The organism is Mesorhizobium sp. G2-6-1, from assembly GCF_055809095.1.
The window spans coordinates 103,580-126,841 of the sequence record NZ_JBVVTF010000001.1 but is presented as its reverse complement, the minus strand read 5'-3'; the positions used below and the strand labels follow the sequence as shown (position 1 = coordinate 126,841).

26 protein-coding genes and 1 pseudogene are annotated in these 23,262 nt (G+C 60.3%); 11 read left to right on the top strand and 16 right to left on the bottom strand.

The window, feature by feature from the left end:
* Positions 1–10: 10 nt before the first annotated feature.
* Entirely contained in the window at positions 11–2,440 is a 2,430-nt protein-coding gene (locus AC0L7S_RS20230) for a heavy metal translocating P-type ATPase (RefSeq protein ID WP_473474517.1), read from the top strand.
* A gap of 64 nt (positions 2,441–2,504) precedes the next feature.
* Here AC0L7S_RS20230 and AC0L7S_RS20225 read toward each other — a convergent pair whose 3' ends face one another.
* Positions 2,505–2,840 (bottom strand): YnfA family protein, encoded by a 336-nt coding sequence (locus AC0L7S_RS20225; protein ID WP_473474516.1) that lies wholly within the window; start codon positions 2,838–2,840, stop codon positions 2,505–2,507.
* A complete protein-coding gene (locus tag AC0L7S_RS20220) occupies positions 2,837–3,250 on the bottom strand; it encodes a MerR family transcriptional regulator (protein WP_473474515.1) in 414 nt (137 codons plus the stop codon). Before AC0L7S_RS20220 ends, AC0L7S_RS20225 begins: the two co-directional genes overlap by 4 nt.
* A gap of 77 nt (positions 3,251–3,327) precedes the next feature.
* Between AC0L7S_RS20220 and AC0L7S_RS20215 the strand changes: the two genes are divergently transcribed.
* From AC0L7S_RS20215 to merA, 4 genes are read left to right on the top strand one after another with little or no spacing between them, the layout of a single operon-like run.
* Entirely contained in the window at positions 3,328–3,720 is a 393-nt protein-coding gene (locus AC0L7S_RS20215) for a mercuric transporter MerT family protein (protein WP_473474514.1), read from the top strand.
* Between the two features lie 23 nt (positions 3,721–3,743).
* Positions 3,744–4,070, top strand: coding sequence for a heavy-metal-associated domain-containing protein (locus tag AC0L7S_RS20210; protein WP_473474513.1), 327 nt, complete (start codon positions 3,744–3,746; stop codon positions 4,068–4,070).
* Between the two features lie 10 nt (positions 4,071–4,080).
* Positions 4,081–4,302, top strand: a complete 222-nt coding sequence (merF, locus tag AC0L7S_RS20205) for a mercury resistance system transport protein MerF (RefSeq protein WP_473474512.1) — start codon at positions 4,081–4,083, stop codon at positions 4,300–4,302.
* Positions 4,303–4,320: 18 nt separating this feature from the next.
* Positions 4,321–5,745 (top strand): mercury(II) reductase, encoded by a 1,425-nt coding sequence (gene merA, locus AC0L7S_RS20200; RefSeq protein ID WP_473474511.1) that lies wholly within the window; start codon positions 4,321–4,323, stop codon positions 5,743–5,745.
* 573 nt (positions 5,746–6,318) lie between these two features.
* Here merA and AC0L7S_RS20195 read toward each other — a convergent pair.
* Both AC0L7S_RS20195 and AC0L7S_RS20190 read right to left on the bottom strand, forming a co-directional pair.
* Positions 6,319–6,927 (bottom strand): glutathione S-transferase family protein, encoded by a 609-nt coding sequence (locus AC0L7S_RS20195; protein WP_473474510.1) that lies wholly within the window; start codon positions 6,925–6,927, stop codon positions 6,319–6,321.
* Positions 6,924–7,409, bottom strand: coding sequence for a hypothetical protein (locus AC0L7S_RS20190; RefSeq protein ID WP_473474509.1), 486 nt, complete (start codon positions 7,407–7,409; stop codon positions 6,924–6,926). The genes AC0L7S_RS20195 and AC0L7S_RS20190 overlap by 4 nt, the downstream gene beginning before the upstream one ends.
* Before the next feature lie 90 nt (positions 7,410–7,499).
* Here AC0L7S_RS20190 and AC0L7S_RS20185 point away from each other — a divergent pair, with 90 nt between their 5' ends.
* Positions 7,500–7,973: a MerR family transcriptional regulator gene (locus AC0L7S_RS20185; protein ID WP_473474508.1), complete on the top strand. Its 474-nt coding sequence runs from the start codon at positions 7,500–7,502 to the stop codon at positions 7,971–7,973.
* Between the two features lie 496 nt (positions 7,974–8,469).
* Here the strand turns inward: AC0L7S_RS20185 and AC0L7S_RS20180 are convergent, their stop codons facing one another.
* Positions 8,470–9,567, bottom strand: a complete 1,098-nt coding sequence (locus tag AC0L7S_RS20180) for an IS1595 family transposase (RefSeq protein WP_473474507.1) — start codon at positions 9,565–9,567, stop codon at positions 8,470–8,472.
* 488 nt (positions 9,568–10,055) lie between these two features.
* Between AC0L7S_RS20180 and AC0L7S_RS20175 the strand changes: the two genes are divergently transcribed.
* Positions 10,056–10,574: a hypothetical protein gene (locus AC0L7S_RS20175; protein WP_473474506.1), complete on the top strand. Its 519-nt coding sequence runs from the start codon at positions 10,056–10,058 to the stop codon at positions 10,572–10,574.
* Here the strand turns inward: AC0L7S_RS20175 and AC0L7S_RS20170 are convergent.
* The 3 genes from AC0L7S_RS20170 to AC0L7S_RS20160 are packed head-to-tail and all read right to left on the bottom strand — an operon-like array spanning position 10,563 to position 11,787.
* Positions 10,563–11,093, bottom strand: a complete 531-nt coding sequence (locus AC0L7S_RS20170; RefSeq protein ID WP_473474505.1) for an ImmA/IrrE family metallo-endopeptidase — start codon at positions 11,091–11,093, stop codon at positions 10,563–10,565. The two genes, AC0L7S_RS20175 and AC0L7S_RS20170, sit on opposite strands and share 12 nt — an antisense overlap.
* A 2-nt stretch (positions 11,094–11,095) precedes the next feature.
* Positions 11,096–11,464: an ImmA/IrrE family metallo-endopeptidase gene (locus tag AC0L7S_RS20165; protein WP_473474504.1), complete on the bottom strand. Its 369-nt coding sequence runs from the start codon at positions 11,462–11,464 to the stop codon at positions 11,096–11,098.
* Positions 11,461–11,787: a helix-turn-helix domain-containing protein gene (locus AC0L7S_RS20160; RefSeq protein ID WP_473474503.1), complete on the bottom strand. Its 327-nt coding sequence runs from the start codon at positions 11,785–11,787 to the stop codon at positions 11,461–11,463. The genes AC0L7S_RS20165 and AC0L7S_RS20160 overlap by 4 nt, the downstream gene beginning before the upstream one ends.
* 153 nt (positions 11,788–11,940) lie before the next feature.
* On the opposite strand from AC0L7S_RS20160, the gene AC0L7S_RS20155 reads away from it, so the two are divergent.
* From AC0L7S_RS20155 to AC0L7S_RS20140, 4 genes and pseudogenes are all read left to right on the top strand, one after another.
* On the top strand, positions 11,941–12,162 hold the full coding sequence (locus AC0L7S_RS20155) for a DUF2188 domain-containing protein (RefSeq protein WP_473474502.1): 222 nt from the start codon (positions 11,941–11,943) through the stop codon (positions 12,160–12,162).
* Between the two features lie 68 nt (positions 12,163–12,230).
* On the top strand, positions 12,231–12,974 hold the full coding sequence (locus tag AC0L7S_RS20150; RefSeq protein WP_473474501.1) for a plasmid pRiA4b ORF-3 family protein: 744 nt from the start codon (positions 12,231–12,233) through the stop codon (positions 12,972–12,974).
* A 165-nt stretch (positions 12,975–13,139) separates the two neighbouring features.
* Positions 13,140–14,540 carry an ISKra4 family transposase gene (locus tag AC0L7S_RS20145; RefSeq protein ID WP_473474500.1) on the top strand — a complete coding sequence of 467 codons (1,401 nt, stop codon included), beginning with the start codon at positions 13,140–13,142 and terminating at the stop codon, positions 14,538–14,540.
* A gap of 180 nt (positions 14,541–14,720) precedes the next feature.
* A pseudogene (locus AC0L7S_RS20140) lies at positions 14,721–15,041 on the top strand (helix-turn-helix domain-containing protein); the annotation flags it as partial.
* A gap of 45 nt (positions 15,042–15,086) precedes the next feature.
* On the opposite strand, the gene AC0L7S_RS20135 reads toward AC0L7S_RS20140, so the two are convergent.
* The 8 genes from AC0L7S_RS20135 to metC all read right to left on the bottom strand — a co-directional run bounded on the left by AC0L7S_RS20135 (position 15,087) and on the right by metC (position 23,215).
* Complete coding sequence (locus tag AC0L7S_RS20135) at positions 15,087–16,508, bottom strand: ISKra4 family transposase (RefSeq protein WP_473474499.1); 1,422 nt, start codon at positions 16,506–16,508, stop codon at positions 15,087–15,089.
* Positions 16,509–16,962: 454 nt separating this feature from the next.
* Positions 16,963–17,163, bottom strand: coding sequence for a hypothetical protein (locus tag AC0L7S_RS20130; RefSeq protein WP_473474498.1), 201 nt, complete (start codon positions 17,161–17,163; stop codon positions 16,963–16,965).
* Positions 17,164–17,380: 217 nt separating this feature from the next.
* Positions 17,381–17,683: a hypothetical protein gene (locus AC0L7S_RS20125; protein ID WP_473474497.1), complete on the bottom strand. Its 303-nt coding sequence runs from the start codon at positions 17,681–17,683 to the stop codon at positions 17,381–17,383.
* Between the two features lie 107 nt (positions 17,684–17,790).
* Positions 17,791–18,540, bottom strand: coding sequence for an amino acid ABC transporter ATP-binding protein (locus AC0L7S_RS20120; protein ID WP_473474496.1), 750 nt, complete (start codon positions 18,538–18,540; stop codon positions 17,791–17,793).
* 3 nt (positions 18,541–18,543) lie between these two features.
* Positions 18,544–19,590 (bottom strand): amino acid ABC transporter permease, encoded by a 1,047-nt coding sequence (locus AC0L7S_RS20115; protein WP_473474495.1) that lies wholly within the window; start codon positions 19,588–19,590, stop codon positions 18,544–18,546.
* A 65-nt stretch (positions 19,591–19,655) separates the two neighbouring features.
* Positions 19,656–20,861 carry an amino acid ABC transporter permease gene (locus tag AC0L7S_RS20110; RefSeq protein WP_473474494.1) on the bottom strand — a complete coding sequence of 402 codons (1,206 nt, stop codon included), beginning with the start codon at positions 20,859–20,861 and terminating at the stop codon, positions 19,656–19,658.
* A gap of 20 nt (positions 20,862–20,881) precedes the next feature.
* A complete protein-coding gene (locus tag AC0L7S_RS20105; protein WP_473474493.1) occupies positions 20,882–21,910 on the bottom strand; it encodes an amino acid ABC transporter substrate-binding protein in 1,029 nt (342 codons plus the stop codon).
* Positions 21,911–21,979: 69 nt separating this feature from the next.
* Complete coding sequence (gene metC / locus AC0L7S_RS20100; protein ID WP_473474492.1) at positions 21,980–23,215, bottom strand: cystathionine beta-lyase; 1,236 nt, start codon at positions 23,213–23,215, stop codon at positions 21,980–21,982.
* Positions 23,216–23,262 lie beyond the last annotated feature (47 nt).

Genomic DNA, 23,262 nt, shown 5'->3' with positions numbered 1-23,262 from the left:
GACATCCATCATGACCGCCACAACCATGGCCGCCGACACCTCGACCCCGTGGAGCGAGGAAGAGTCCGAGCGGACCGGTCGGGCCCGTATTCGCGCCCGCATCGGCGGCCTGCATTGTTCGCTGTGCACCGGCACCATCGAAAAAGCACTTGGCAGGCAGCCGGGCGTCGACAAGGTGGCCGTCAGCCTGACCCATGAACAGGCGCTGTTCGAATACGATCCGACGGTCGCCCAGCCGCAGGTACTGCTGCAGATCCTGCGCGACATCGGCTACACGATCCACGATCCGAACAAGCTTCGGCCCTTCGAGGAAGAGGAACGCGAGCTTGTGCGCGAAGGTCGCCGATTCCTGGTGGCAACGAGCTTCAGCCTTCTGGCGATTGCCCTGATCACGTCGCCCGCCGGTCCAGTGTCACTGATTCTGCCAACTATAGCGACGATCAGCCTCGTCGCCTTCGTGTTCCTTGTATTGAGGGCACGCGGATTGTGGCCGGCGATCGTCGGTGCTGCCGGTCTCGGCGCCCTGACTGTGACGCTGTTGGTGCTCAAGGCTCAGGGTATCCTGACCGGAGCCACGCCCTGGCTGGTCGGCGAACTGGCCGTCGTGCTCGTCTTCGGGGTCGCCCGACATATCCTGGTGATGGCGGTACAGGCGCTGCGCCGCGGCATCCTCAACCAGCATGTCTTGCTTGAAACAGGGGCCTTCGCAGGCCTTGCCGGTGGCATCATCGGCCTGGTGCGCGACGTCCCCGGCTATCCGACCGCACCGTTCTTCGCGGTCGCCGTCATGGTCGCCACCTATCATATCTTTTCCGAATGGCTGTCGCTGATCGTCAAGACGCGCTCGTCGCAGGCGGTCAAGCGGCTCATCGATCTACAACCCGATACGGCGCGAGTCGTACGCGACGGCAATGAGAGCGAAATTCCCGTCGGCGACGTGGCGCTGGGCGATCTCGTCCGCGTCCGGCCGGGCGAACGATTGCCGGTCGACGGCGAGGTGACGGAGGGCCGTTCCGCGGTCGACCAGTCGCTTGTCACCGGAGAGCCGATGCCGGTCGAACGTAAGGCAGGTGACCCCGTCATTGGCGGAACGATCAACGGCAACGGTACGCTAGTTGTGCGGACCACGGCCGTCGGCGCGGAAAGCTTCCTGCAGCGTGTGATAAACGAGGTCGAGGACGCACGGGCACTGAAGCCGGGTCTTCTGCATCTCGTCGACCGGCTTCTGCGCGTCTATACACCGGCGGTTCTGACGATCGCGCTTGTGGCCTTCCACGGCTGGGCACTCCTTCCGCAGATGCTCGGCTTTGCGCCGGACTTGCAACGCGCCATCTTCGCGGGCCTGAGCGTTCTCGTCATGGGGTATCCCTGCGCTGTCGGAATTTCCGCGCCGCTGTCGATCGTGCGCGGCGCTGGCGAGGCGGCCGAAAAGGGCATCCTGATGCGAACCGGCGAGGCCTTCCAAGGCTACAGGCTGGTCAAGCAGATCGTCTTCGACAAGACCGGAACGTTGACCGAAGGCAAGCCGCGCATCCAGGAGATCGACACCGTATCCGGCGACAAGGACACTCTCCTGGCGTTGGCAGCGGCAGCCGAGGCGTCTTCGGAACACCCGCTCGGCGAATCGATCGTCGGAGCGGCCTTCGAGGCGGGACTGACACCGCCCGATGTGGAGGGTTTTGAGGCGGCGCCGGGCCAAGGCGTTGCCGCGCGCATCGGAGGAGCCGACATCCTGGTCGGCAGCCCGCGCTTTCTCGCCGAAAGCGATGTCGACATGGGCGGTCAGGACGAGCGGATCGGCAAGCTGGAAGCTAAAGGCCGCACCGTCATTGCTGTCGCACGTAACGGTCAGTTGCTCGGCATGGTCGCTTTTGGCGACGCCGCCCGTGTGGACGCCGTCGACACGATCGCGACCTTGCGCAAGTCGGGGGTTCGCACCGTTTTGATAACCGGCGACAATCAGCGTACCGGCGAACGTGTTGCTCGCGAGTTGGGCATTGATGAGGTCCACGCCGGAGTGTTGCCGGGCGAAAAGGCCGATCTCATCCGAGATCTCCAGAAAAAGGGCCGTACCGCGATGGTCGGCGACGGGATCAACGACGCCCCGGCGCTGATGCAGGCCGATATCGGCATCGCCATGGGCTCGGGCACTGACATCGCCATCGATGCCGCCGACATCATCATTCTCAACAACCGTCTTTCAGCTGTCGTCGAGGCGCGTGAAATCAGCCGCACCGGGTACCGCAAGATGCTGCAGAACGTCTCGCTGGCGTTCCTGTTCAACGGCATTGGCGTGCCTCTCGCGGCCACCGGTCTCGTCTATCCCGTCTGGGCGATGATCGCCATGGCCGCCAGCGTGACAGCCATCTTCGTCAACTCACTCTGGGGACGACCCGGCCTCTTCTTCAACGCCATCCTTAGCGTCGGGCGGCCTTCATGAATGCTGCGAAGCATTCCACCCTTGCGACTTCACCGATTTGAAGGCCTTCCCGGATGCCAGTGAATCAAAGCGTCCCGCTGCGCGGTCCCCAGAGAATCACCGTGGCGCCGACCAGGCAGATGAGGGCACCCACGATATCCCACCGATCCGGCGCCCTGCTCTCCACGATCCAGAGCCACAGGATCGAGGCCGTGATGTAGACGCCGCCATAGGCAGCATAGGTCCGACCCGCGAAATCGCTGTCGATTCGCGCGAGAAGGAAGGCGAAGAGCGCCAGGCTAAGCACTCCGGGCGCCAGCCAGAAAGGCGATTTGCCGAGACGCAGCCATGCCCAAAAGGCAAAACAGCCGGCGATCTCGGCCAGCGCCGCACCGACATAAATTCCGATGGTAGCGATCATGACGCCAACGCATCGAGAACGGGACATTCCGGTACATCCTCGCCTGAACATTGTGCCGCCGTCGCCGCCAGCACCCGCTCGATACGCTTCAGGTCGACGATCTTGGCGCGCACGTCCGCCAGATGTTGTTCGGTCCTCTCCTTGATTTCGGCGCAGGTCTGGTTGCCGCCGTCGACGAGTTGGAGCAAACCCCGGATTTCCTCGATGGCGAAGCCGAGCTCGCGGGCGCGCAGGATGAACCGCAGCCGCGAAACGTGCGCGTCGTCGTAAATCCGATAGCCGGCAGCTGTTCGCGATGGATCCGGCATCAACTTTATCTTCTCGTAGTAGCGGATGGTTTCGAGATTGCAGCCGGTCAGCCGCGCTAGTTCGCCACGCTGGATGCCCCTCCCGGAAACGTGATCGCGCATCGCTGAAATAACCCCTTGAGCCTGTAGCAGCTACAGACCGTATACACGAATCCAACGGAAATTCGAAAGACAAACCGATGAGTGTGACGACAAACAAGACGGCGGCACTTGAATCTGGCTCGCCGGACGGCAAGAAGGGCTGGTTTGCTGCGGGCGGTGCAGCCGGCGCGATCCTCGCTTCGGCCTGTTGCATCGGCCCGCTCGCGCTGCTTTCTCTCGGCATCTCCGGCGCCTGGATCGGCAATCTTACCGCACTCGAACCCTACAAGCCGATTTTTGCAACCGTCGCGCTGGTCTTCATCGGGCTGGGCTTCCGGCAAATCTATTTCAAGCCGAAGGCGGCCTGCGACGTGGAATCCTACTGCGCGCGGCCAGCATCTGCTTTCATTGCAAAGACGGCGCTGTGGCTTTCGACCGCCCTCGTGATTTTAGCCCTGACCATCGGTTGGTGGGCGCCGCTTTTCTACTGAACCCGACACCCGGAGACGATGCCATGAAACGACCTATCTTCCTTGCCGCTTCCGCGATGATGCTGAGCGGCATCTACCTTTTCGCGCCCCTCTCCAGCCCCACCTTCGCTCAGACCACGGGGTCGGGGGCAGCGCTTCAGTCTGCCATTTTCGCGATCCAGAACATGACTTGCGCGCTCTGTCCGGTCACCGTCAAGAAAGCGATGGAAGGCGTCGATGGTGTTCAGTCCGTCGATATCGACTTTGATGCCAAGACCGCGACCGTCATCTTCGATCCTTCGGCAACCACGCCGGACGTGATCGCGGCCGCCTCGGCGAATGCCGGATATCCCGCAGCGGCAAAAGGTTGAGGTTGCAGGTTTGAAGGACGCGACAATTCTCAAGACAGGCATTGCCGGGTCCGTGGTCGCGGCGGTCTGCTGCTTTACGCCAGTTCTCGTCATCGGCCTCGGAGTAGTTGGCCTTTCGGCCTGGCTCGCCTGGCTCGATTACGTCCTGCTTCCCGCGCTCGTCCTGTTCGTTGGTGTCACCGCCTACGGGCTCTGGCGGCGCCAGCGCAGCGCAGGCCCCACCAGACCTTGAAGAACGAAAGAAAATGATATGGACGATTGCTGTTCGGTCCCGCGCAAAGGGGGCTACGACCTCGCCGTGATCGGCGCAGGCTCCGCCGGGTTTTCGGCGGCGATTACGGCGGCCAACGAAGGAGCCCGCGTCGCGCTGATCGGCCACGGCCTGATCGGCGGCACCTGCGTGAACATCGGCTGCGTGCCGTCCAAGACCATGATCCGGGCCGCAGAAGCCTTGTATGGAGCGAAAGCCGCATCGCGTTTCGCCGGGATCGCGGGCGAGGCGAATGTCACGGACTGGTTCGCTGTCGTCTCGGCGAAGGATGAACTGGTATCGATGCTCCGGCAAAAGAAGTATGCCGACCTGCTGCCGGATTATGACGGTGTGACCTACATCGATAGTCGGGCCCAATTCGCCGGCGACACCCTAAACATCGATGGCGCACCGATAGGCGTCGGCAAGATCATTATCGCGACAGGTGCCGCGCCTGCCCTGCCGGATATCGAAGGCATCGCTGACGTGGCGGTTCTCACAAGTACGACGGCGCTGGAACTGACCGAACTGCCAACTTCGCTCCTCGTTATCGGCGGCGGCTATGTTGGTTGCGAACTCGCACAAATGTTCGCGCGGATGGGCACGGCGGTCACTCTTGTGACCCGCAGCCGGGTTTTGCCCGAGGCGGAGCCCGAAGTATCGGCAGCGCTCACTGACTATCTTCGCGCGGAAGGCGTCACCGTTCGAACGGGCCTATCCTATCGCCGGATCAACCGGAGCAATGACCGGATGACGCTTATTGTCCGGGTTGACGGTCGCGACGAAACGCTAACGGCCGCCCAGGTTCTGGCGGCCACGGGACGAACGCCCAACACATGGGGCATGAACCTCGCCGAGGCAGGCGTTGAGACCGACGTGTGGGGCGCAGTGGTGGTCGATGACCGGATGCGCACGACGAAACCGAGAGTGTATGCGGCCGGCGATGTGACGGGCAGAGACCAGTTCGTCTATATGGCCGCATACGGCGCAAAGCTGGCGGCGCGCAATGCCCTGAACGGCGACAGCCTGATCTATGACAACAGCTTCATGCCCTGGGTGGTGTTCACCGATCCTCAAATTGCCGGCGCGGGACTTACGGAAGCACAGGCGCTTGCGGCTGGATATGAGGTAAAGACCTCGATTGTCCCGCTTGACCAGGTTCCGCGGGCGCTGGCCGCCCGTGACACGCGCGGCCTCATCAAGCTTGTGGCGGATGCCCAAACCGACCGGCTGCTGGGCGGCCAGATTCTGGCGCCGGAAGGCGCCGACACGGTTCAGACACTGGTCCTCGCCCTGAAGCATCGAATGACGGCGCAGGCGCTCGGAGAGACGATCTTCCCCTATCTCACCACGGTCGAGGGGCTGAAGCTTGCCGCCCAGACGTTCGATAAGGACGTAACGAAACTTTCATGTTGCGCCGGGTAGCCTTCATGAACCATCCCCCAGGGGGCTTACCGATCGGCGCGGTAATTTCTGCCATTTCACTGGCACATTTCCTAGCGACGTTTGTGTCGGAGGGGCGCTCATCGGCTCGCGAACAGCACATGTGATTTACATCGGAGACGGGAACGGCGGGCCAGCGCAGATATCGGATGGGCTGCGTGCTCAGTCGATGGTCAAGTTTTGTAGCATCGGAAATGCTGGAAACGAACAGGTCGAAATTCGCATGTGTTGCCATGGATGCGATTCAGGTCGCGCGTTTAGGAATCGCAAAAATCCCTATTTGCGACGCTTCACAACCTGCCCGGAATTCGCGACACTGCCTAGCGGGGTTCGAACCGATGCTAATGTTGCATGTTGTGCAGGATCAATTGAATTCTCAGCCAGAAATGTATCACAAAAATTCAGAAGACGGCCATCGCACACACCGTTTCCAACGGGCTCTGTGTCTAGGGATTACGATACCTCCAAGGAAATCCGTAGCTTGGTCTTTTTCAACCAATTCAGATTCTGGAACCCGCGGCCCCGTCCGCACCCCGGCGCAAACTTTCTCAAAATTCAGTCCGCTTCCAATATCTCGAAGCCACGCTTGACTGCCGGACGCTCCATGACTCGCGCGTACCATGCGGCCACTTCGGAATAGTCGCCAAGTGTCATGTCCCAGCGCTGAAGGGCGCGCAGCCACGGCACGAGTGCGATATCGGCAATGGAATAATCGCCGGCGATGAAGTCGCGTGTCGCCAGCGCACCGTTCATCACCTCAAGCAGACGCAAGACTTCGTTGCGATAGCGCGCAAAGGCATAGTCCAGACGGGGTTGGTGACGCCGGAAATGATTGTATTGTCCGGCCATCGGACCGACGCTGGAAACCTGAAAAAACAGCCATTGAAGGGCTTCCGTGCGGCCTGTCCCTTTAACCGGCAAAAGCATTTGCGACTTTTCGGCAAGATAGATGAGCACAGCCCCGGACTCGCCGATCGTAAGGTTTGTGTCACGATCAACGATGACCGGGATTTTGCCGTTGGGATTGAGGCGCAAGAATTCCGGCCGATGCTGATCTCTTGCCGATAGGTCGAGCCTGTGGAGATCGTACCTCAAGGTCGTTTCCTCGAGCATGATCGTCGCCTTACGCCCATTGGGTGTGCTCGCGGCATACAGATCGATCACGTCCTCGTTTCCGGCGTCAACTGCGCGCGATCCCTGAACGCCAGCCGGCAGCCGGCCCACAGAAACAAGGCGAACAGCAAATGCGGAAAGAGCGACGCGATAATCAATTTCGGACTGATCCCCAGACCAAGGAACCCCCAGCCGGCGATCGGAAACATGACCACAAGAGCAATCACCCAGAGCGCCAGCGCGAGCCAGAGCGCATTGAGGAACGTGAGCCTGTCGCGAAACAGCACCACAAACACAACGGACCAGAAGGCCACGTAGACCAAGTGAAACAACAGACCGATCGGCAGGGGCAGCGTTCGTCCGAAAAGCGTTTCCGCGAAGGCCAGGCTTGGCTGTTCGGGCATTGGCGCAATGCCGGACTTGAACGCCGGAACCATCACGGCTGACAGAAGAATTGCGTTCAGCACGCCGATCCCGATAGCCTTCCAATAGTCGCGTGTCGGAAAGCTCCGTATCTTGTCGGGTAACGCCATCACAGGGTCTCCTCTTCTCGCATTTCGCATTCTGTTGAACAGGCACAACAGACAGTGTACTTCCTGTAGGAGCTACAGGAGCAACGGGCGATGATCGAAACATCAATCACAAAGACGAGAGCGGACCCCTTTACGATTGGCGCTCTGTCTAAACGAACAGGCGTCAATATCGAAACGATTCGCTACTATGAAAAGATTGGGCTCCTGGCCGTACCGGCGCGAACGGCCGGCGGACGACGGGTCTACGATCAGACGGGGCTGCGACGGCTGACGTTTATTCGGCGGGCTCGAGAACTCGGCTTTCCAATCACTGAAATAAGGAGCTTGATCGCACTGGGTGAACCCACGCAGATGGGCTGTCTTGACGTTTGCTCGATCGCCGAACGCCACCTCGGCACTGTCCGCGCTCGGATCGCCGACCTCAATCGGCTCGAACGTCAGCTTGCGCTGGCGATGGAGCGATGTCGGGTGGAAGGCGGTGCTTCCGATTGCGGTGTTGTGGACGCGCTCTGCGTCTCAGATGCGGACAGGTTCGACGAGCATGAAAGCGAAAGAACTGCTTAAGCGACGGTCCCGTCAATTCGACACCCGGTTCCTCCAACGTTTGAAGGCCACGAGCGTCCAAATAGCCTCGACCAAGCCAAACGGCCAGGCACCGTGCAAAAAACCATAAACTGAGGCCAGAACGTACGCAAACGCAAACGAGTTGGATGCGACTGCGTCAAGCACTTTGCCGGTGCGGAGGATGAAGCACATGGGACCATGGGAAGCCAACTGTGTCGCCCACACGCGCAAGCGCGCCATCTGTTTGCCGACGCCCATGGCGCCGGCGCATGAAATTGTCCCAAAATTGTCCGGGGATTATTACAATCCGCGCTGAATCAGATGACACCGCGTGCCCGCTTTGCCAGACATTTCGCAATCGCGTCCACAGCCACCATACGCGGCATACCAAGTCTGCCTTGCTCGGAACGAGCGGGTCCACCTCCATCTCATTAGGCGCCACTTATTCTATGATGAGGGCATCGCGTTGAGAGTACGCTAAACAACGCGGCCTTTATCAACCAAAGACAGCTACGACTGATTTGATGACGATGCCGCCGTCTGGGCTTCTGCGCATTTGGCGACCGGTGGCGGCGCGGAAGACCTGGAGCAGTTGCAGCGCCGGCGGTACGCGTGACCAGAGCGTCTGCACGATCTGGCGGCCCCGCCGCGTCTTGCGTACAGCCTGTCCCGTAACGACCCGCTGCGACCAGCGGAAGCCCATCTCATGGAAATACAGGTCGGCATGCTGCGGGCTGATGTGATGAAAAACACCGGCAATAGTTCGCCGAATGCGGGAGTTGAATCCTTCGGCGGAATTGACGTGAACAGCATCGCGAACGTACTCGCGATTAGAGTGGTTTACCGTCTCATGCGCCGCAAAGCTCTCGCCGACAGCCATGAAGGCCTTCGCTTCATCGCTCATCAGGTGGGCATCGGGCTCGATCCGCATCTCAATCGCGCGTTCGGCTGCCCGCAATGAAAGGCCAGTAACAACTGCAGCACGCGCATCACCGGCAAGTGTGCCAGGTACATTGTCTACTGACCGCTGCACCATTCCGAGAACCGGTGCTTTCACGGTCTTCGCTTGACCTTTGCGGCCTCGTCCCGGAGGTGGCTCGTCAGGTTGCCTCCTTGGCCGGCCGCCGAGATAGAAGTGATCGATCTCCACCGTTCCCGCCAACGGGTTCTCACGCGCCACCATCAAACGCAGCGCGTGTCCCATTCTCCAGGCAGTGGGCTGGCTAACTCCGAGAGCTTCGGCCAATCGCACCGAGGACATCCCCTTGTCCGATTGTAGCATGAGCCACATCGCTTTCAGCCAGATGCGCAGCGGCAGCTTCGTCGAATGCAGGGGCGTGTGTGTCGTGACTGTGAACTGGAACCGGCAATCACCGTTCGAACACTGGTACAGCCCCGGTCTCGCGCGCCGCTTGCCCATGTCACGGCCGGCAATTGAGATCGAACGCTTGTATCCACAGGCCGGGCAGATGCGCCCATCTGGCCAAACCATGCTTTCAAGCAATCGTCGACAGTGATCCTCGTCGCGAAAGGCGACGATCATGTCCTCAACGGTACGAATTTCAGCAAGGGCAGCCAGTACGGCTTCTGACATTCTCATCTCCTCGGATCACGCCGAAGAATCTCATGAAATGCCTTTCACCGCAAGACAATTGCTGTCTTTGGTTGATAAAGGCCAGACACGCTAAGACCGAACGAAGCATGAATATGCCGTGCCGAAAAGCCTACCCGCGCTCGCTATTCAAAACTCCCGCGCAACTTAGCCCCACCGATCATCCTTGTCAGCATAGCAGAGCGCCACAGTTTGCCATCGGGAACGAATAGTGTACAAAGTTCTGCCCGCATGGTTGGTTTGAATGACGTTGGCGTGCGGGGAATGACGGGTTACCAATGGGCGTGGCCACAGCCCGAACGCAATCCGCAAGGCAGAAGCGGGGCCACCAGGACCAACCTTGATCCTGCAAAGTAGCTGCCATCTTTCGCGCAAAGGTCATCGAGCCGCGAAAGGCCTGAAGGCGACGGGCCGGCTCCGACGAGCATGAACAGATAAAGAGAGCTTAGAGTCATACGGAGATATCGGCCATGACCGGCAAGTGGTCACAGCAAGGCGTCCCGCAGAAGGGTTGGACGTGCACCGATGTCGACGACCTGGGCGAACCCGCAGAAACCTGCGAAATGTGCGAGGTGGTCCAGATCCGCTATGTGCATTACATGAGCCATCCTGATTTTGTGGGCACCCTGGCCGTCGGCTGTGTTTGCGCCGAGCGGATGGAGGACGACTACACCGGCCCTCGCCGCCGGGAACAGGCCCTTAAAGGCGCCGCTGCGTGGCGCGGCCGCTGGCTCCTCCGCAAGTGGCAGAGGTCGCGGGCAGGCAACAGCTACATCAACACCGACGGGTTCAATATCAATATCTACGCCAAAGCAGGAGGAGGCTGGGGCGGCCGCATTCTCGAGCGTGCAGCCAACCGAGTGGTCGAGGCTCGTAGGCAATACCCAACCGAGGATGCCGCCAAGCTCGGGGCCTTCGCCGGTATGATATTCCTTAAAGGTCGCGGCTGGGGTGTGGCTCGACCTTTAAGGCCGGGTTTATCGACTTAGGCGACGTCTCAGACGTTCCGCAGACGTCATTTCGGCCTCTTCATCATCTTCCTCCTGATCGCCGGATACGGCGTCCCGCGAAAGCATGACCAGGGCGAAGCCCTCACGCTGAAGAAGGACCTGCTCATAGAGCGGCGCGGGTTGTCGACCTCTTTCCACCTGGAGCCACACGCCGGCATCGGTTTCATCAATGTCACTGGGCACACCCATCTCATGCTGTCGGCGGCGTAGCAGCGAATGTGCGGGGACCATGGCCCCGGCCGGGATCGAAAGTCTTGGAAATTTGAGGGGGTCGCGATAATCGCGCAGCACCTTGCCGTTCTGCGTCACCACGATCGCGACAGGTTCTTCCCGAAACCGTACGTAAGCGCGGCCAGCCGCCTCTTTGCTGACTTCATACTTCAGGGCGATGCCTGATAGCTGGCGGATGTCGGGGTCTTTGCCCGCGGCAGTGTCCACGCGAAATTTCGGCGGGGGCATGAGGATCTGCGAGGCAAAGCGATTGGCCTCGACTTCCATCTTCAGACGACGGTCCGATTCTCCCCTTTCAGCTCCCGCATGTCCTGCAACTTGCAAAGAAACCGCCCTTCGGCCGACGGCACATGCGACGGCATCAAGAAATGCCCAAGCTCGTGGGCTATGGTGAAGCGCCGACGCTCGGGTGGGCTCGCCTCGTTGAAAAGAATCGATCCGTTAAACTTGTCGGGCATGGTGATAAGCCCGCCTTCGTAGCCTTGTGTCGTCAGCGGCACGATCTCGTGGATGTCCAACGCCAGGCACAATTCCTCGATAGGCACCGGAATCGGCAATTGCGGCTCGTGTCTCAGGATTTCCAGGACGAGGCGCTCGGGGCCGCCCGCGTCGGCCAAGTCCATACGCGTGATGTTCATGGTTTCCGACTGGCCTTCAGCCGCTCGGCAATCAGCGCAATGGTCTGGCGGTCCTCCGGCTCCAGTTCGCTGAGATTGCGATAAAGGGCCACCAGATCAGGTTCTTCCGCCGCAGCGGTCGGATCTTCACCGACCAGTTCGGCGACGCCGATCTTGTAGAAGTCCGCCAGGCTCTTAAGCAGTGTAAGCGAGGGGTTCTTGCTTGCACCGCGTTCCAGGTCCCAGATGTGGGCCTTCGAGGCGCCGACTGCATCCGCCACTTCCTGCAGGGATTTCCCGCTCCGCACCCGCAGCTGTTTGAGCTTCACCGCCAACTCAACCATTCATTCCGTACTCCACGTGACAGCGGCGCGCACGCTTGCGCGGCACGCCGTCTGATTTGTTTCCACAGGATCATACCACAAAACTTGACGCAAGCCTTGTCGTAAGATAAAGTCGTACACATATGTATGGTGTACACCGCAACGGAGACCTTTATGGGCAAAAATCAGCATGTCGTTCCCCGTAAAGGCCAATGGGCCGTCGTCGGCGCCGGTAACAGCCGGGCCACGTCGCTTCATCCCACGCAGGGCGGCGCGATCTCATCTGCACGCGACATCGCCATCAACCAGCACAGCGAGGTGGTGATCCATCGGCCCAACGGGCAGATCCGTGACTCTAACTCCTACGGCAACGACCCCTACCCTCCCAAGGGCTAACAGAAGGGGGAGCATGAGGAATTGTGTGGCAGGTGCCCGCCCCGGGTGAATGCGATATAGGTTTTGCGATGATTTCCGCCGAGGCCGCATTCTTGAAACCGTCATGCACGAGAGGACGTTCACGGCCCGCGACAGATCGCAAACCGCCGCTGGATGAGACAACGTCGACGACCCTGCAATTTCGGATCTGGCTAAAAGGCGTGAGCCCGATGGTGTGGCGTCGGGTGCAGGTACCGTCGACAATGAACCTGCGCGAGTTTCACGGCGTTCTTCAGGTCGCGATAGGCTGGGAAAGCATCCACCTCTACCAGTTCATCGTGCATACGGTCCGCTACGGTTCTTGGGAAACGGCGGCAAGTTCGCCCAACATTTCGCTCGGCGACCTGAAACTGCGCAAAGGCAGCCGGTTTTTGTACGAATACGACCTCAACATTCCCTGGCAACATGAAATCCGTCTGGAAGACCGCCGCATGCCTGCACCGCCATCGCATTATCCGTGCTGCGTCGGCGGCGACGGCAACTGCCCCCCGGAGGATAGCGGTGGACCTGAAGCCTGGATGCGGCAGCTGGACGATGCGCTCGGCTATGAGATGTATGACGATCTCGCCACGACGACTGAATTGATCAAGGAGATCAGCGAAACGCGCTCGTTTGCAGTCCTCGACGATCCGGAGCGCGCTGAGGAATTGCGCGAGACGCTTTTGCGGATCGAGGAAGGCGCAGCCCTGTTGGGCAAACACTTCGAGCAACGGCAGGTGAACAAGCGCCTGCGGCAGGACGAACATCTCGACCTCATGTATCAGCAGATGTGATCTGGCTGCTTTAGGCTGTGTCCGTCCGAGAGACGATCAACCTCCAGGAAGGCCGCGTCGTGACCGCTTTTATGTTGGATACTGTGTAGCGGGGAAACATCCGGTTCGGAAGGTTATCGGTTTTCCACGCTGTCAATTCCGGAAACCCGTTACGTGAGGTGCGGCATGCAGGTTCGAATCATCATGGAAATCACTGGCGAGGACGGTGGGCTGATCGCAAGCGAGGTTGCCGCCGATTTGGACAAGATCACGAAGGGCGCCGAGGATCTCGGCCTGTCGCTCACCGAGGGCAAGGCCCTGCTTGCGAAACTCCAACAAAAGATGGTGGAGACGCAGGTGGAATTATGGCTGAAGGAAAACCGCGAGAAAGACGGCCACCGTTTGCGGCACAAGGGATACTATCCCGTAACGTTCCATACCCTTTTCGGCGATGTCCGGCTCAAGAGTCCACGATACGGCCTGCCGAGCGGGGAAGGAAGCAACGGTCCAGCGACGATTTCGCCTTTGAGGCAACTCATTCCCGATCATATCGCGCCCGAACGCCTGTACCTCGAAACGCGCTGGGCCTCGCTGGTGCCCTTTGCTGCCGCGGCCGAGTTGCTCTCCGATGTGCTTCCTATCGACTGCGGCGCCAACGCCACCACGGTGCGGCAACACGCGCTGCGAACCGCTGCCCGGATCGAGCGGGAACTGACGGAAGAACGGGTTTCCTTCATGCAGGCTTCTTGTCCACGTGACTGGATGGATCTGCCGGTTCCGGATGGTCGAATCGTTATCGGTCTGGATGGCGGATACATCCGGGATCGCAACGACCGTAAGAAAAACTTCGAGTTGATCGTCGGACGCTCACTGCCCGAGGACGGCGATCCGCGCTATATTGGCTTCGTCCATGGCTATGATCGAAAGCCGCAGCGCCGAATCCTGGATCATTTGAAGAAGCAGGGTGTGCAGGCCAACCAGGATATTACATTCATCACCGACGGAGGCGAGGAAGTCCGCTCGCTGGCCGAAATGATCGCTCCGGCCAGCGAGCACGTGCTCGACTGGTTCCACATTACCATGCGGATCGCCGTGCTTCGCCAGTTCGCCCAGGGACTTCGCAACCATGACGAGGAAGCCGGCAACGATTTGCTCGGCATGCTCTTCCGAATCAAATGGTATCTCTGGCACGGCAACACGTACCGGGCTCGTGAGGAGATCGGCGACTTGTATTGCAGTGCCGAGTGCGTGGAAACCGACTATCCCAACATGCGCAAATTCCGGACCGCGATCAGCGAATTCCAGTCCTACATCGCCGCGAACAACGCAAGCCTGATCAATTACGGCGAGCGCTACCGATCCGGAGAGCGGATATCCTCAGCCTTCGTCGAGGCCACCGTCAATGCCGTCATCAGCAAGCGCTTCGCCAAAAAGCAGCAGATGCAATGGAGCCGGACCGGCGCGCATCTCCTGCTGCAAACCAGAACCCAGACCCTCGACGGCTCTTTGCGCTCCACATTCGAGAAATGGTATCCGGGCATGGCAAACGACAATCAGAACGTTGCCGACAACCGAGCGGCCGCCTGACTGCCACACAGATCCTCATGCTCCCCTTATTGTGCTGAAAGCGTTGGTCCCGGGGTGTAAAATCGCATGCAAAGTTGGCCCCCTTAGCGGGGATTTTCGCGACCAAAACTGACCCCTGCTGAACTGTTTTACAATCCGCCCTTCCGGCCTTTCGGGCTGCAGGGAGGGCGATGCGGGGGAATGATTGACGTGGATTTGATAGGGCAGATACGGCGTGCGTTTCATGACCAAGGCCGGGGGATCAAGACGATCGCCCGGGAGTTTTCGGTGTCGCGGACGACGGTTCGCAAGGTCGTGCGTGGCGGCGAGACAGAATTCCGATACGAACGTGGCGTTCAGCCGGCGCCCAAGCTCGGGGCGTATGTCGAAGAGCTGACGCGGATTCTGACATCGGAAGCAGCGCTTCCCCGTCGGGAACGGCGCTCGACACAACGTCTTTTCGAGGAACTGCGCGGTCGCGGCTATGAGGGCGCCCACGACAGCGTTCATCGGTTTGCCAGGATGTGACTTTCCATTAAACCGGAGACCGGAAAGAAGTTGGGGGTGTCAGGCGGCGATGGGCAATAAATCTAGGTCAGATATCGTGCCTGTTACTCGAGGCTGGACGACATTCGTGTAACGCTCCAGCCTGTCGTTCAGATGAGCTACCCGAACATTGAGCAGCAATTGCGCGCCGGTCCGCGACCACCGCATCTGTCGCTTCTTGCACATGCGCTGATTGATCAGCTGGTTGACAGTCGATTCTACATGGGCCGTCGAGACCCGTTCCCCACGCCGACGATGTGAAGCATAGTCTGCCAAGGAAGCTTTGTTTCGAAATGCGTAGTTTCGGAATTCCTGGAAGCGTTTGTGGAGATCGTCGATCCTCGCAGTGCTTTGCCGGGCCGTCTCAGCTTCGAGACGATGCGACAGGATGAGAGCGCCAAGTCGGGATATCGCGATCATCCATCGGGCATGCCGGGATCGGCCATGGTGCCACAAATTCCATCGAACGCTTCGCAAGGCGCGGCGATATCGGTTGAGCCGCGTTTCAGGATCGAGATCGCCAACTCCCAAGGTGTGATAGACGGCCCTCCACATCCAGGAGATGCGTCGATTGAGGTGGAACCAATCCAGCCGATGTTCCATGGCGCCGCTCAACCAGTCATCGGCCATGCGCTGCATTGCATCTTCGCCATCCGATAGGACCGTAAGCGTCGTTGCCGGCCCGCGCCCTGCTCGACGCAGTGCCGATCGGATGCGTTCCTTGGCAAGGCCGTCGAGATCGCGAACGGCAGCGAACATCTCGCCACTGCGATCCGGAGCTTCAATCCGGCCCAGCACCACCTCAAACTGCCGTCGCTGCATATGTGTTCGGGTTGCCCCGACAAATCCGCCATCTATGCCCACGACCATGTTCTCCGATGGAATGAGAGGCGCCGGCTTGTTGGAGATTTCTGCGACGGTCTCAGCCTCGATCTGTTGTCCAATTTCGAGAACGCGGTTGCGGATCGTAGCGTGGTTGAAGCGGTCGGAGTCCGGCAGGAAATCCCGCAGCAAGGTCGCTGCCTGGCGATAGGAGAATTCGCTGCCCAGCTTGGCCTGCAGATGACGGAGTTCCGGCGTAGAGCGATGCGGAAACAACGACGTCACAGGCGAAAGGTCACCGACCTGCCCGCAGCGGCAGGGCTCGAACCGAGGCGCCGATACACGGACCTGGCCGAAAATCGTGTCGATGCGCCGGCGCCGGCGATCCTTCGTTGTGAGCTGTTGCCCGCAGCCGGTGCATTGCCGTGCTTTTGTAATGAACGATTGGACCTGTGCGGAGGCAACTTCCATCTGGACCGCCCAGAGCAAGTGCTTTCCAGTGTCGTGCGACAGCCCGAGATCGCCAGCATCGGTCAACTCAGGACGATCAATTGTCGTCACCGTTGAGAAATGCAATCTCCCCTCGGCATCCCTATGCTCCAGCTTCAACGTCCATTCCATTCGGCATCTCCGATCAAAATCGGCGAAAGGCTACCGACGAATGCTTGCCGAATCCCCAACTTCTTTCCGGTCTCCCGCCTGAGGCCGCGGGAGCATTACCAGGAAGTTGCGATGACGTAGGTCGCTTGCCATTCTGAATTGCGTCCACTTCACCGGATGCACTGAAACGTCCCTGCCCGGACGTAGGTCGGATCATTCCGCTGATGCCGTTGCAGGTGAACGTCTACCACGTTCACACTGCGTCCATTACACTGGAATATCCCTCCCGCGAAAACCCATCATGCGGCGATCAAGTATCGACCGCGCAGACAACCATGCTCCCGGCAAACGTCAATCAGCGACCAATGCGAAACAGCGCTTCGCACTATATTCCGCTTCTCAACGCATCGTCTGGTCGGACACGACCGGTGGTCGGCCGAATAATGTCAAAAAGGCCTTGATTCAGGACTTGCGATTAGTTTCCGTTGTGATCAAGCACGTTTTTCGACCCATAGGCGATCCGATCAATCGGCCATTGCCCAAGCCAATCAATCAACTCTTTGAGGCCTTTGATGGTATTGGCAAATTGTCGCTCGCAGTCTGCAGGAAAGACATAGACATCAAGTGTAGCTTTTGAGATGTCGATGCCGACCGTTTGGGGTAGAGTGTTGTCCATCTTTTCCGCTGTCCTACTCTTGTCATCCGGGCCCGAAGCCCTGGTTTCCGTCCAGGTCTGGTGGAAAAGAAAGGGGTGATCACACTAATCGACGGTCCTCAACGACCGAGACAACTTCGATCCTTCCCCTTCCACCCGATCCGGGGTGGCCATCCCGGATCGGGCATCTCTCAATGCCCAAATTTAGCGAAAAAGTCATAAGACAAGACAACGGCATCTAGAGGGGATTGCGAACCTCCACTGTGCCGAAGACAGTTCGGATCCGGCGCGTCGTATAGTCTTTGACCGGCCGGAACATGTGGCAATCCGGGCAAACCCGGCGAAAGAGGGCATAGGTCTCCGCTTCATGGCTCACCACCGCATTCTGCAGCGTCGCCATGATCTTCTTGCCGTCGTCGATCGACAGCCCGATTTCGCTGTCGAACAGACACTCCCAGCTTTTGTTGATGCGGACCTCCTTCCCGAACGTGTCGCCAAATTCGTTCCTGCCCTCAATCGTGATCGTCCATTCCACCGCCACCGTCGCCTCCTTGAACAAAAACGATGATGATGGACCGCCCGGTGCAAACAAACCGTCGTCAACCCCAGAGAAGTTACCGGTCTCGCAGATTTGCCTGATCTGGCGTCTCAGTCGTGGCAGATCTGGGCAATGAATTCCCGGGCGCGCGCGGTTTTCGGTGAACCGAAGAATTCGTCGGGAGGCGCCTTTTCCACGACGCGACCGTTCGCCATGAACAACACGTCATGGCATACACGACGTGCGAAACCCATTTCATGCGTCACCACGATCATCGTGCTTCCCGCGTCAGCCAGTTCCACCATCAGATCGAGTACGCTGCCAATCGCTTCGGGATCGAGCGCCGATGTCGGCTCGTCAAACAGCAATATGTCGGGTTTCATGGCGAGCGCGCGTGCGATCGCCACCCGCTGCTGCTGGCCGCCGGAGAGCGCCTCGGGCATCTTTTCCGCATAGTCCGCAAGACCGACCGAATTTAACAGCGCCGCGGCTTGCGCCTCCGCCTCATCGCGCGCCACGCCCAGGTTGATTCGCGGCGCAAGAGCGATGTTGTCGAGTACGGTGAGATGCGGAAAGAGATTGAAATTCTGAAAGACCATCCCGACTTTTCGCCGCAGCGCCACGAGATCGCGCCCGCCGTGGCCGACCATGCGCGAGCCGATCCGTATTTCCCCGACATCCCATTCCTCGAGCCCGTTCAGGCAGCGCAGCAAGGTGGATTTCCCGGACCCCGACGGACCGCAAAGCACCATGCACCGGCCGCGCGTCACCGAAAGCTCGATATCGGCGAGCGCGCGGAAGTCGCCGAACCATTTGGACAGGCCTTCAACGCTGATGGATACGGCTTCCTTGTCCGCCATTGCTCAGGTCTCTCCGGCTTTTTCCCGACCCTGTTCGAGCCGGTGTTCGAGGCTTGCGCTGACGCGCGACAGAAAGAAACAGAAGCTCCAGTAAACGACCCCGACGAACAGATAACCTTCCGTCGCGAGACCGAGCCAGTGCGGATCGGCGACAGCGGCGGTGACGATGTTGAGGAAATCGAACAGGCCGACGACGAGGACATAGGTGGTGTCCTTGAACAGCGCCACCACCGTATTGAGGATGCCGGGCAGCACCGCCCGGATCGCCTGCGGTATCAGGATGTAGCCTTGGGCGGTCCAGAAGGTGAAGCCGAGCGCCGCCGCCGCCTCTTCCTGTCCCTTGCCGATGCTTTGCAGGCCGCCGCGAAACACTTCGGCGAGGTAGGATGAGGTGTAGAGCGTGATTCCGATCAGCGCCAGCGCCAGGCGCGGAAACTCGATGCCGGGCGGCAGGATCAGGGGCACCATGACAACCGCGATGAACAGCACGGCGATTAGCGGCAGTCCGCGCCAGACCTCGATGAAACCGGTGGCCAGCATGTGCAGCGCCGGCAATTGCGACATCCTCCCGAGTGCGAGCAGAAACCCGATCGGAAAGGCAAGGACGAAAGCCACCGTGCCGACATAGACGGTCATGGTCATGCCGCCCCATTGCGTCGTCGGAACGGGCAGGAGGCCAAGCAGCGCACCCTGCAGAACGAGCGTCGAAAGAACGGGGTAGAGAGCAAGAACCGCAACGACGATGGCTGTGCGTCCGCGGAAATTCGGGCCAAGGCCGATGGCGAGCACTGCGATCGGCGTTGCAAGCGCGAAGGCGGCGCGCCAGCGTTGGCTTTCCGGAAAGAACCCGAACGCGAATTGCGGCAGGCGGTTGACGACGAACGCCCAGCACGCCCCGTTTGGATCGCATCCCTGCCGACTGTCGGCAATCCATGTCGCATCGAAAACGGCCCATTGAAGAAACTCCGGCGCCAGCAGGGCGAGCGCAAGGGCAAACACTGCCCAAACCAGCAGGCTGAACGGCCGGTCGCGCAGCGCAGCCGTCGCCATCTGGGCCGGCCGTCGCCTCAGCGGAGCGGGCGGGCGGCGCGAGGGGATCGTAACGGCGCGTGTAGTCATCGTTCCTTCAGCCCCATACGGCTGTTATAGGCGGCCGAGACCGATCCGAGCGCCAGATTGATGGTCAGGTAGACCAGCGCCGTCAGCATGACGATTTCGATCGCGCGTCCGGTCTGGTTCAGCGACGTGCCGAGGAACACGCTGACGAGATCGGGAAATCCGACGACGGTCGCCAGCGACGACGCCTTGACGAGGTGGACATACTGGTTGGTGATCGGCGGCACCATCAGCCGCAATGCCTGCGGCAGCATGATCCGCCGCTGAATGAACCCGTGCCTGAAGCCAAGGGCGCGCGCCGCCTCGACCTGCCCCTTGTCGACACTCGCAATGCCGGCGCGCACGATTTCAGCGATGAAAGCGGCATTGTAGAGGGAGAGAGCGACGAGCAGCGCCACGAATTCGGGCATCAGCTTGGTCCCGCCACTGAAGTCAAATCCGGCCAGTGCCGGTCGTTCCCATTCCAGCAATGATGCCGCGACGATCATCGCGCCGGCGGCAAATAGCACGGCTGCCGCCGGCGTCCAGACATCGCGCCCACGACGGACCGGCACGCGCGGGCGTGTCAGCCAGGCGAGCGCCACGGACGCCACGCCGGCGAAAAACAGCACCGTGGCCAATGTGGCGTTGGGTCCGGCAAGAGGGGCGGGGAGGTAGATGCCGCGGTTGCTGAGGAAAAATCCGCCGCCGAGATCGAGCGCGTTCTGGACGACCGGCAAGGAGCGCAGCGCCACGGTCTGTGTGAAGATCAGGATCAGCAGGAGCGGAACGTTGCGGATCGCTTCGACATAGATCTGCGCGAGAAGCCTAACCGGCCTGGCCGAGGCGCTTCGCGCAAGTCCGATGACGACGCCGAGCAGTGTGGCCAATACGAGCGCCAGACTTGCGACATACAGAGTGTTCAAAATCCCGGCCAGATAGACCCTTGCGTAGGTTGCATCCGGCGACATCGGTATCAGGCTGAAGCTCATCGAAAAGCCGGCTTCCTGCCAGAGGAAGCCGAAGCCTCCGGTTAGACCGGTGGCTTTCAGGTTTCGCACGATGTTGTATATGAAGTAGCCGAAAACAATTGCGACGGCGCCGACTGTCAGGCCTTGGTAGGCCAGGGTCCGACGGCGCAGTTTTGCGCGCCGCGCGCGACCGGCGAAACGACCGTGCTCGGCTTCGTCGACTGCTGAATGTGGTCCGGTCAACGTTTCAGCCATGTCCGCCGCTGCCCGGTCGCTCAACGCACCGGCGGTGCATAGAGCAATCCGCCGTCGGTCCAAAGCCGGTTCCGGCCGCGGTCGATATTTGCCGGGCTCTTGGAGCCGAGCGTGCGTTCGAACAACTCACCGTAGTTGCCAACCGTTGAAATGACCTTGACGGCCCAGTCATTCTGGACACCCATCATGGCGCCGAAATCGCCTTCGGCGCCGAGGAAGCGGCGAACCGCAGGCTGCGACGAGGTCTTGGCCATCTCCGCGACGTTCGCCTGCGTAATCCCGACTTCCTCCGCAGTGATCAGGGCGTAGAGCGTCCATTTTACGAGATCCTCGAACTGCGGGTCATCCTGGCGCACCACCGGACCGAGCGGCTCCTTGGATATTATATCCGGCAAGATGACATAGTTTTCCGGTTGCGAAAGCCCGAGTCGATAAGACGCCAGGCCACCGACCTCGTTGGTATAGGCGTCACAGCGCCCTGCCTCGAGATTGGCCGTGCTCTGGTCCGGCGAGCTTACCGTGATGGGCGTATATTTCATCTCCTTGGTACGAAAATAATCGGCCAGGTTGAGCTCGGTCGTGGTGCCGGAGGTGACGCAGATCGAGGCGCCGGAAAGCTGCGTGGCTTCGGTTATCCCACTGTCCTTGCTGACCAGAAACCCTTGCCCGTCATAGATATAAATGCCCGCCCAGTCGAAACCGAGGTCGTTGTCGCGCGAGAAAGTCCACGTCGCCGACCGGGCAAGCATGTCGACGCTCGAAGACTGCAGCGAGGCGAAGGCGTTCTTGAATTCCAGCGGAACGAAATTCACCTTGGTCCCGTCGCCGAGCGCGGCGGCGGCGACCGCACGGCAGAAATCTGCCTCGAAACCCGTCCAGTTGCCCTGGTCGTCAACGGTGCTCTTGCCGATCGAAGTACCTGTACTGACCCCGCAATTCAGTTCGCCCCGCTGAGTGATTGCGTCGAGCGTGGCTCCTGCGTGGGCTACGGGCGGCAAGGCGATGATCGTCGTCGCCGCCAGAAGCAATTGTCCTGCTGTCGTTTTCATGTCGATTTCTCCTTCGCGCCCCTGTCTGTTCGCGGTCCGTCGCGGCGCTGCGACCGGTCGCCCGTTTATTCATTCGGCGGCATCCCTGAGCCGGCCCAGATATCGTTCAAGCCCCCGTTCCAGATCGTCACGCAGGTCGTCAAAGGCTTCGAGTCCGACGCCGATACGCACCAGCGGGCCGGCATCCACCCATCCGGCATCGCCGCCGCGCAGCACGCGCATGTCGGCGGGCGCCACCAGGCTGTGCAGACCGCCCCAACTTGCACCGATCCGGAAGATCGAGAGGTTTTCCAGAAGCGGCGCTAGATTGGCCGCATGCCGGCGCTCGAGAAGGACCGAGAACACGCTGCCGGCGCCGGAAAAGTCACGCGTCCAGAGGGCGTGACCGGGGTCGTCCGTCAGGGCGGGATGCAGCACACGGCGGACCCCGGCGCGGGTCTGAAGCCAATTTGCCAGAGCCAGGGCGGTGGCGGACTGTCGCTCCATCCGGACGGCCAGAGTTCCAAGTCCACGCAGCGTCAGGTAACAGTCATCCGGCGAGACGCCATATCCCAGCGCCTTCATCTGGTCTTTCAACCGGCGAAAGCGCGCGTCGTCTGCAACTGTGACGGATCCCATGAGGACATCGGAATGGCCGCTGACATATTTGGATAGCGCCTGTACGGCATAATCGACGCCGTGCGACAGGGCGCGAAATCCGAGCGGCGACGCCCAGGTCGCGTCGGCTGCAACCTCGGCGCCGGCGGAATGGGCGGCGGCGACGATCGCCGGAACGTCCTGCATCTCCATCCCGAACGATCCCGGCGCCTCGACCCAGACCAGGCGGGTGCGCGGCGTGACGAGCGCCGCGATATCCTCATCCGGCGCATAATAGATCACCTCGATATTGAGAGGGGCGAGAAGCGTGGCGGCAGCCTGGCGAGCCGGACCATAGGCGGAAAGGGGGATAAGCACGGCGTCGCCCGCCTTGAGGACGGTGAGGTTGACAAGCGTGATGGCTGCCATTCCCGAGGGCGTGATCACAGCTTTCTCACCGCCTTCCAGCCCGGCGATCGCCTTTTCCAGCGAGCGCAGGGCGGGATGGCCGTAAAGACCATAGGCATAACCGTCGTAGAATTCGCGATGCCGGTTCAGGAACTCCGCCACGGTGTCGAAAAGAATTGTCGATCCGCGGTGGACAGGCACGGTCAGTGCCCGGAAAGGTAGATCGTCGGCATCGGTGTGAAGAATTTCAGTGTCACGCTTCATGGATGAGCTTGCCGTTCCGAAAAGTCTGATGTTGTCAGCATCGGCGACTTCGATCATGATTTCAAATATTGATATATCCAGACCCTATGCAAAAACCTGATAGG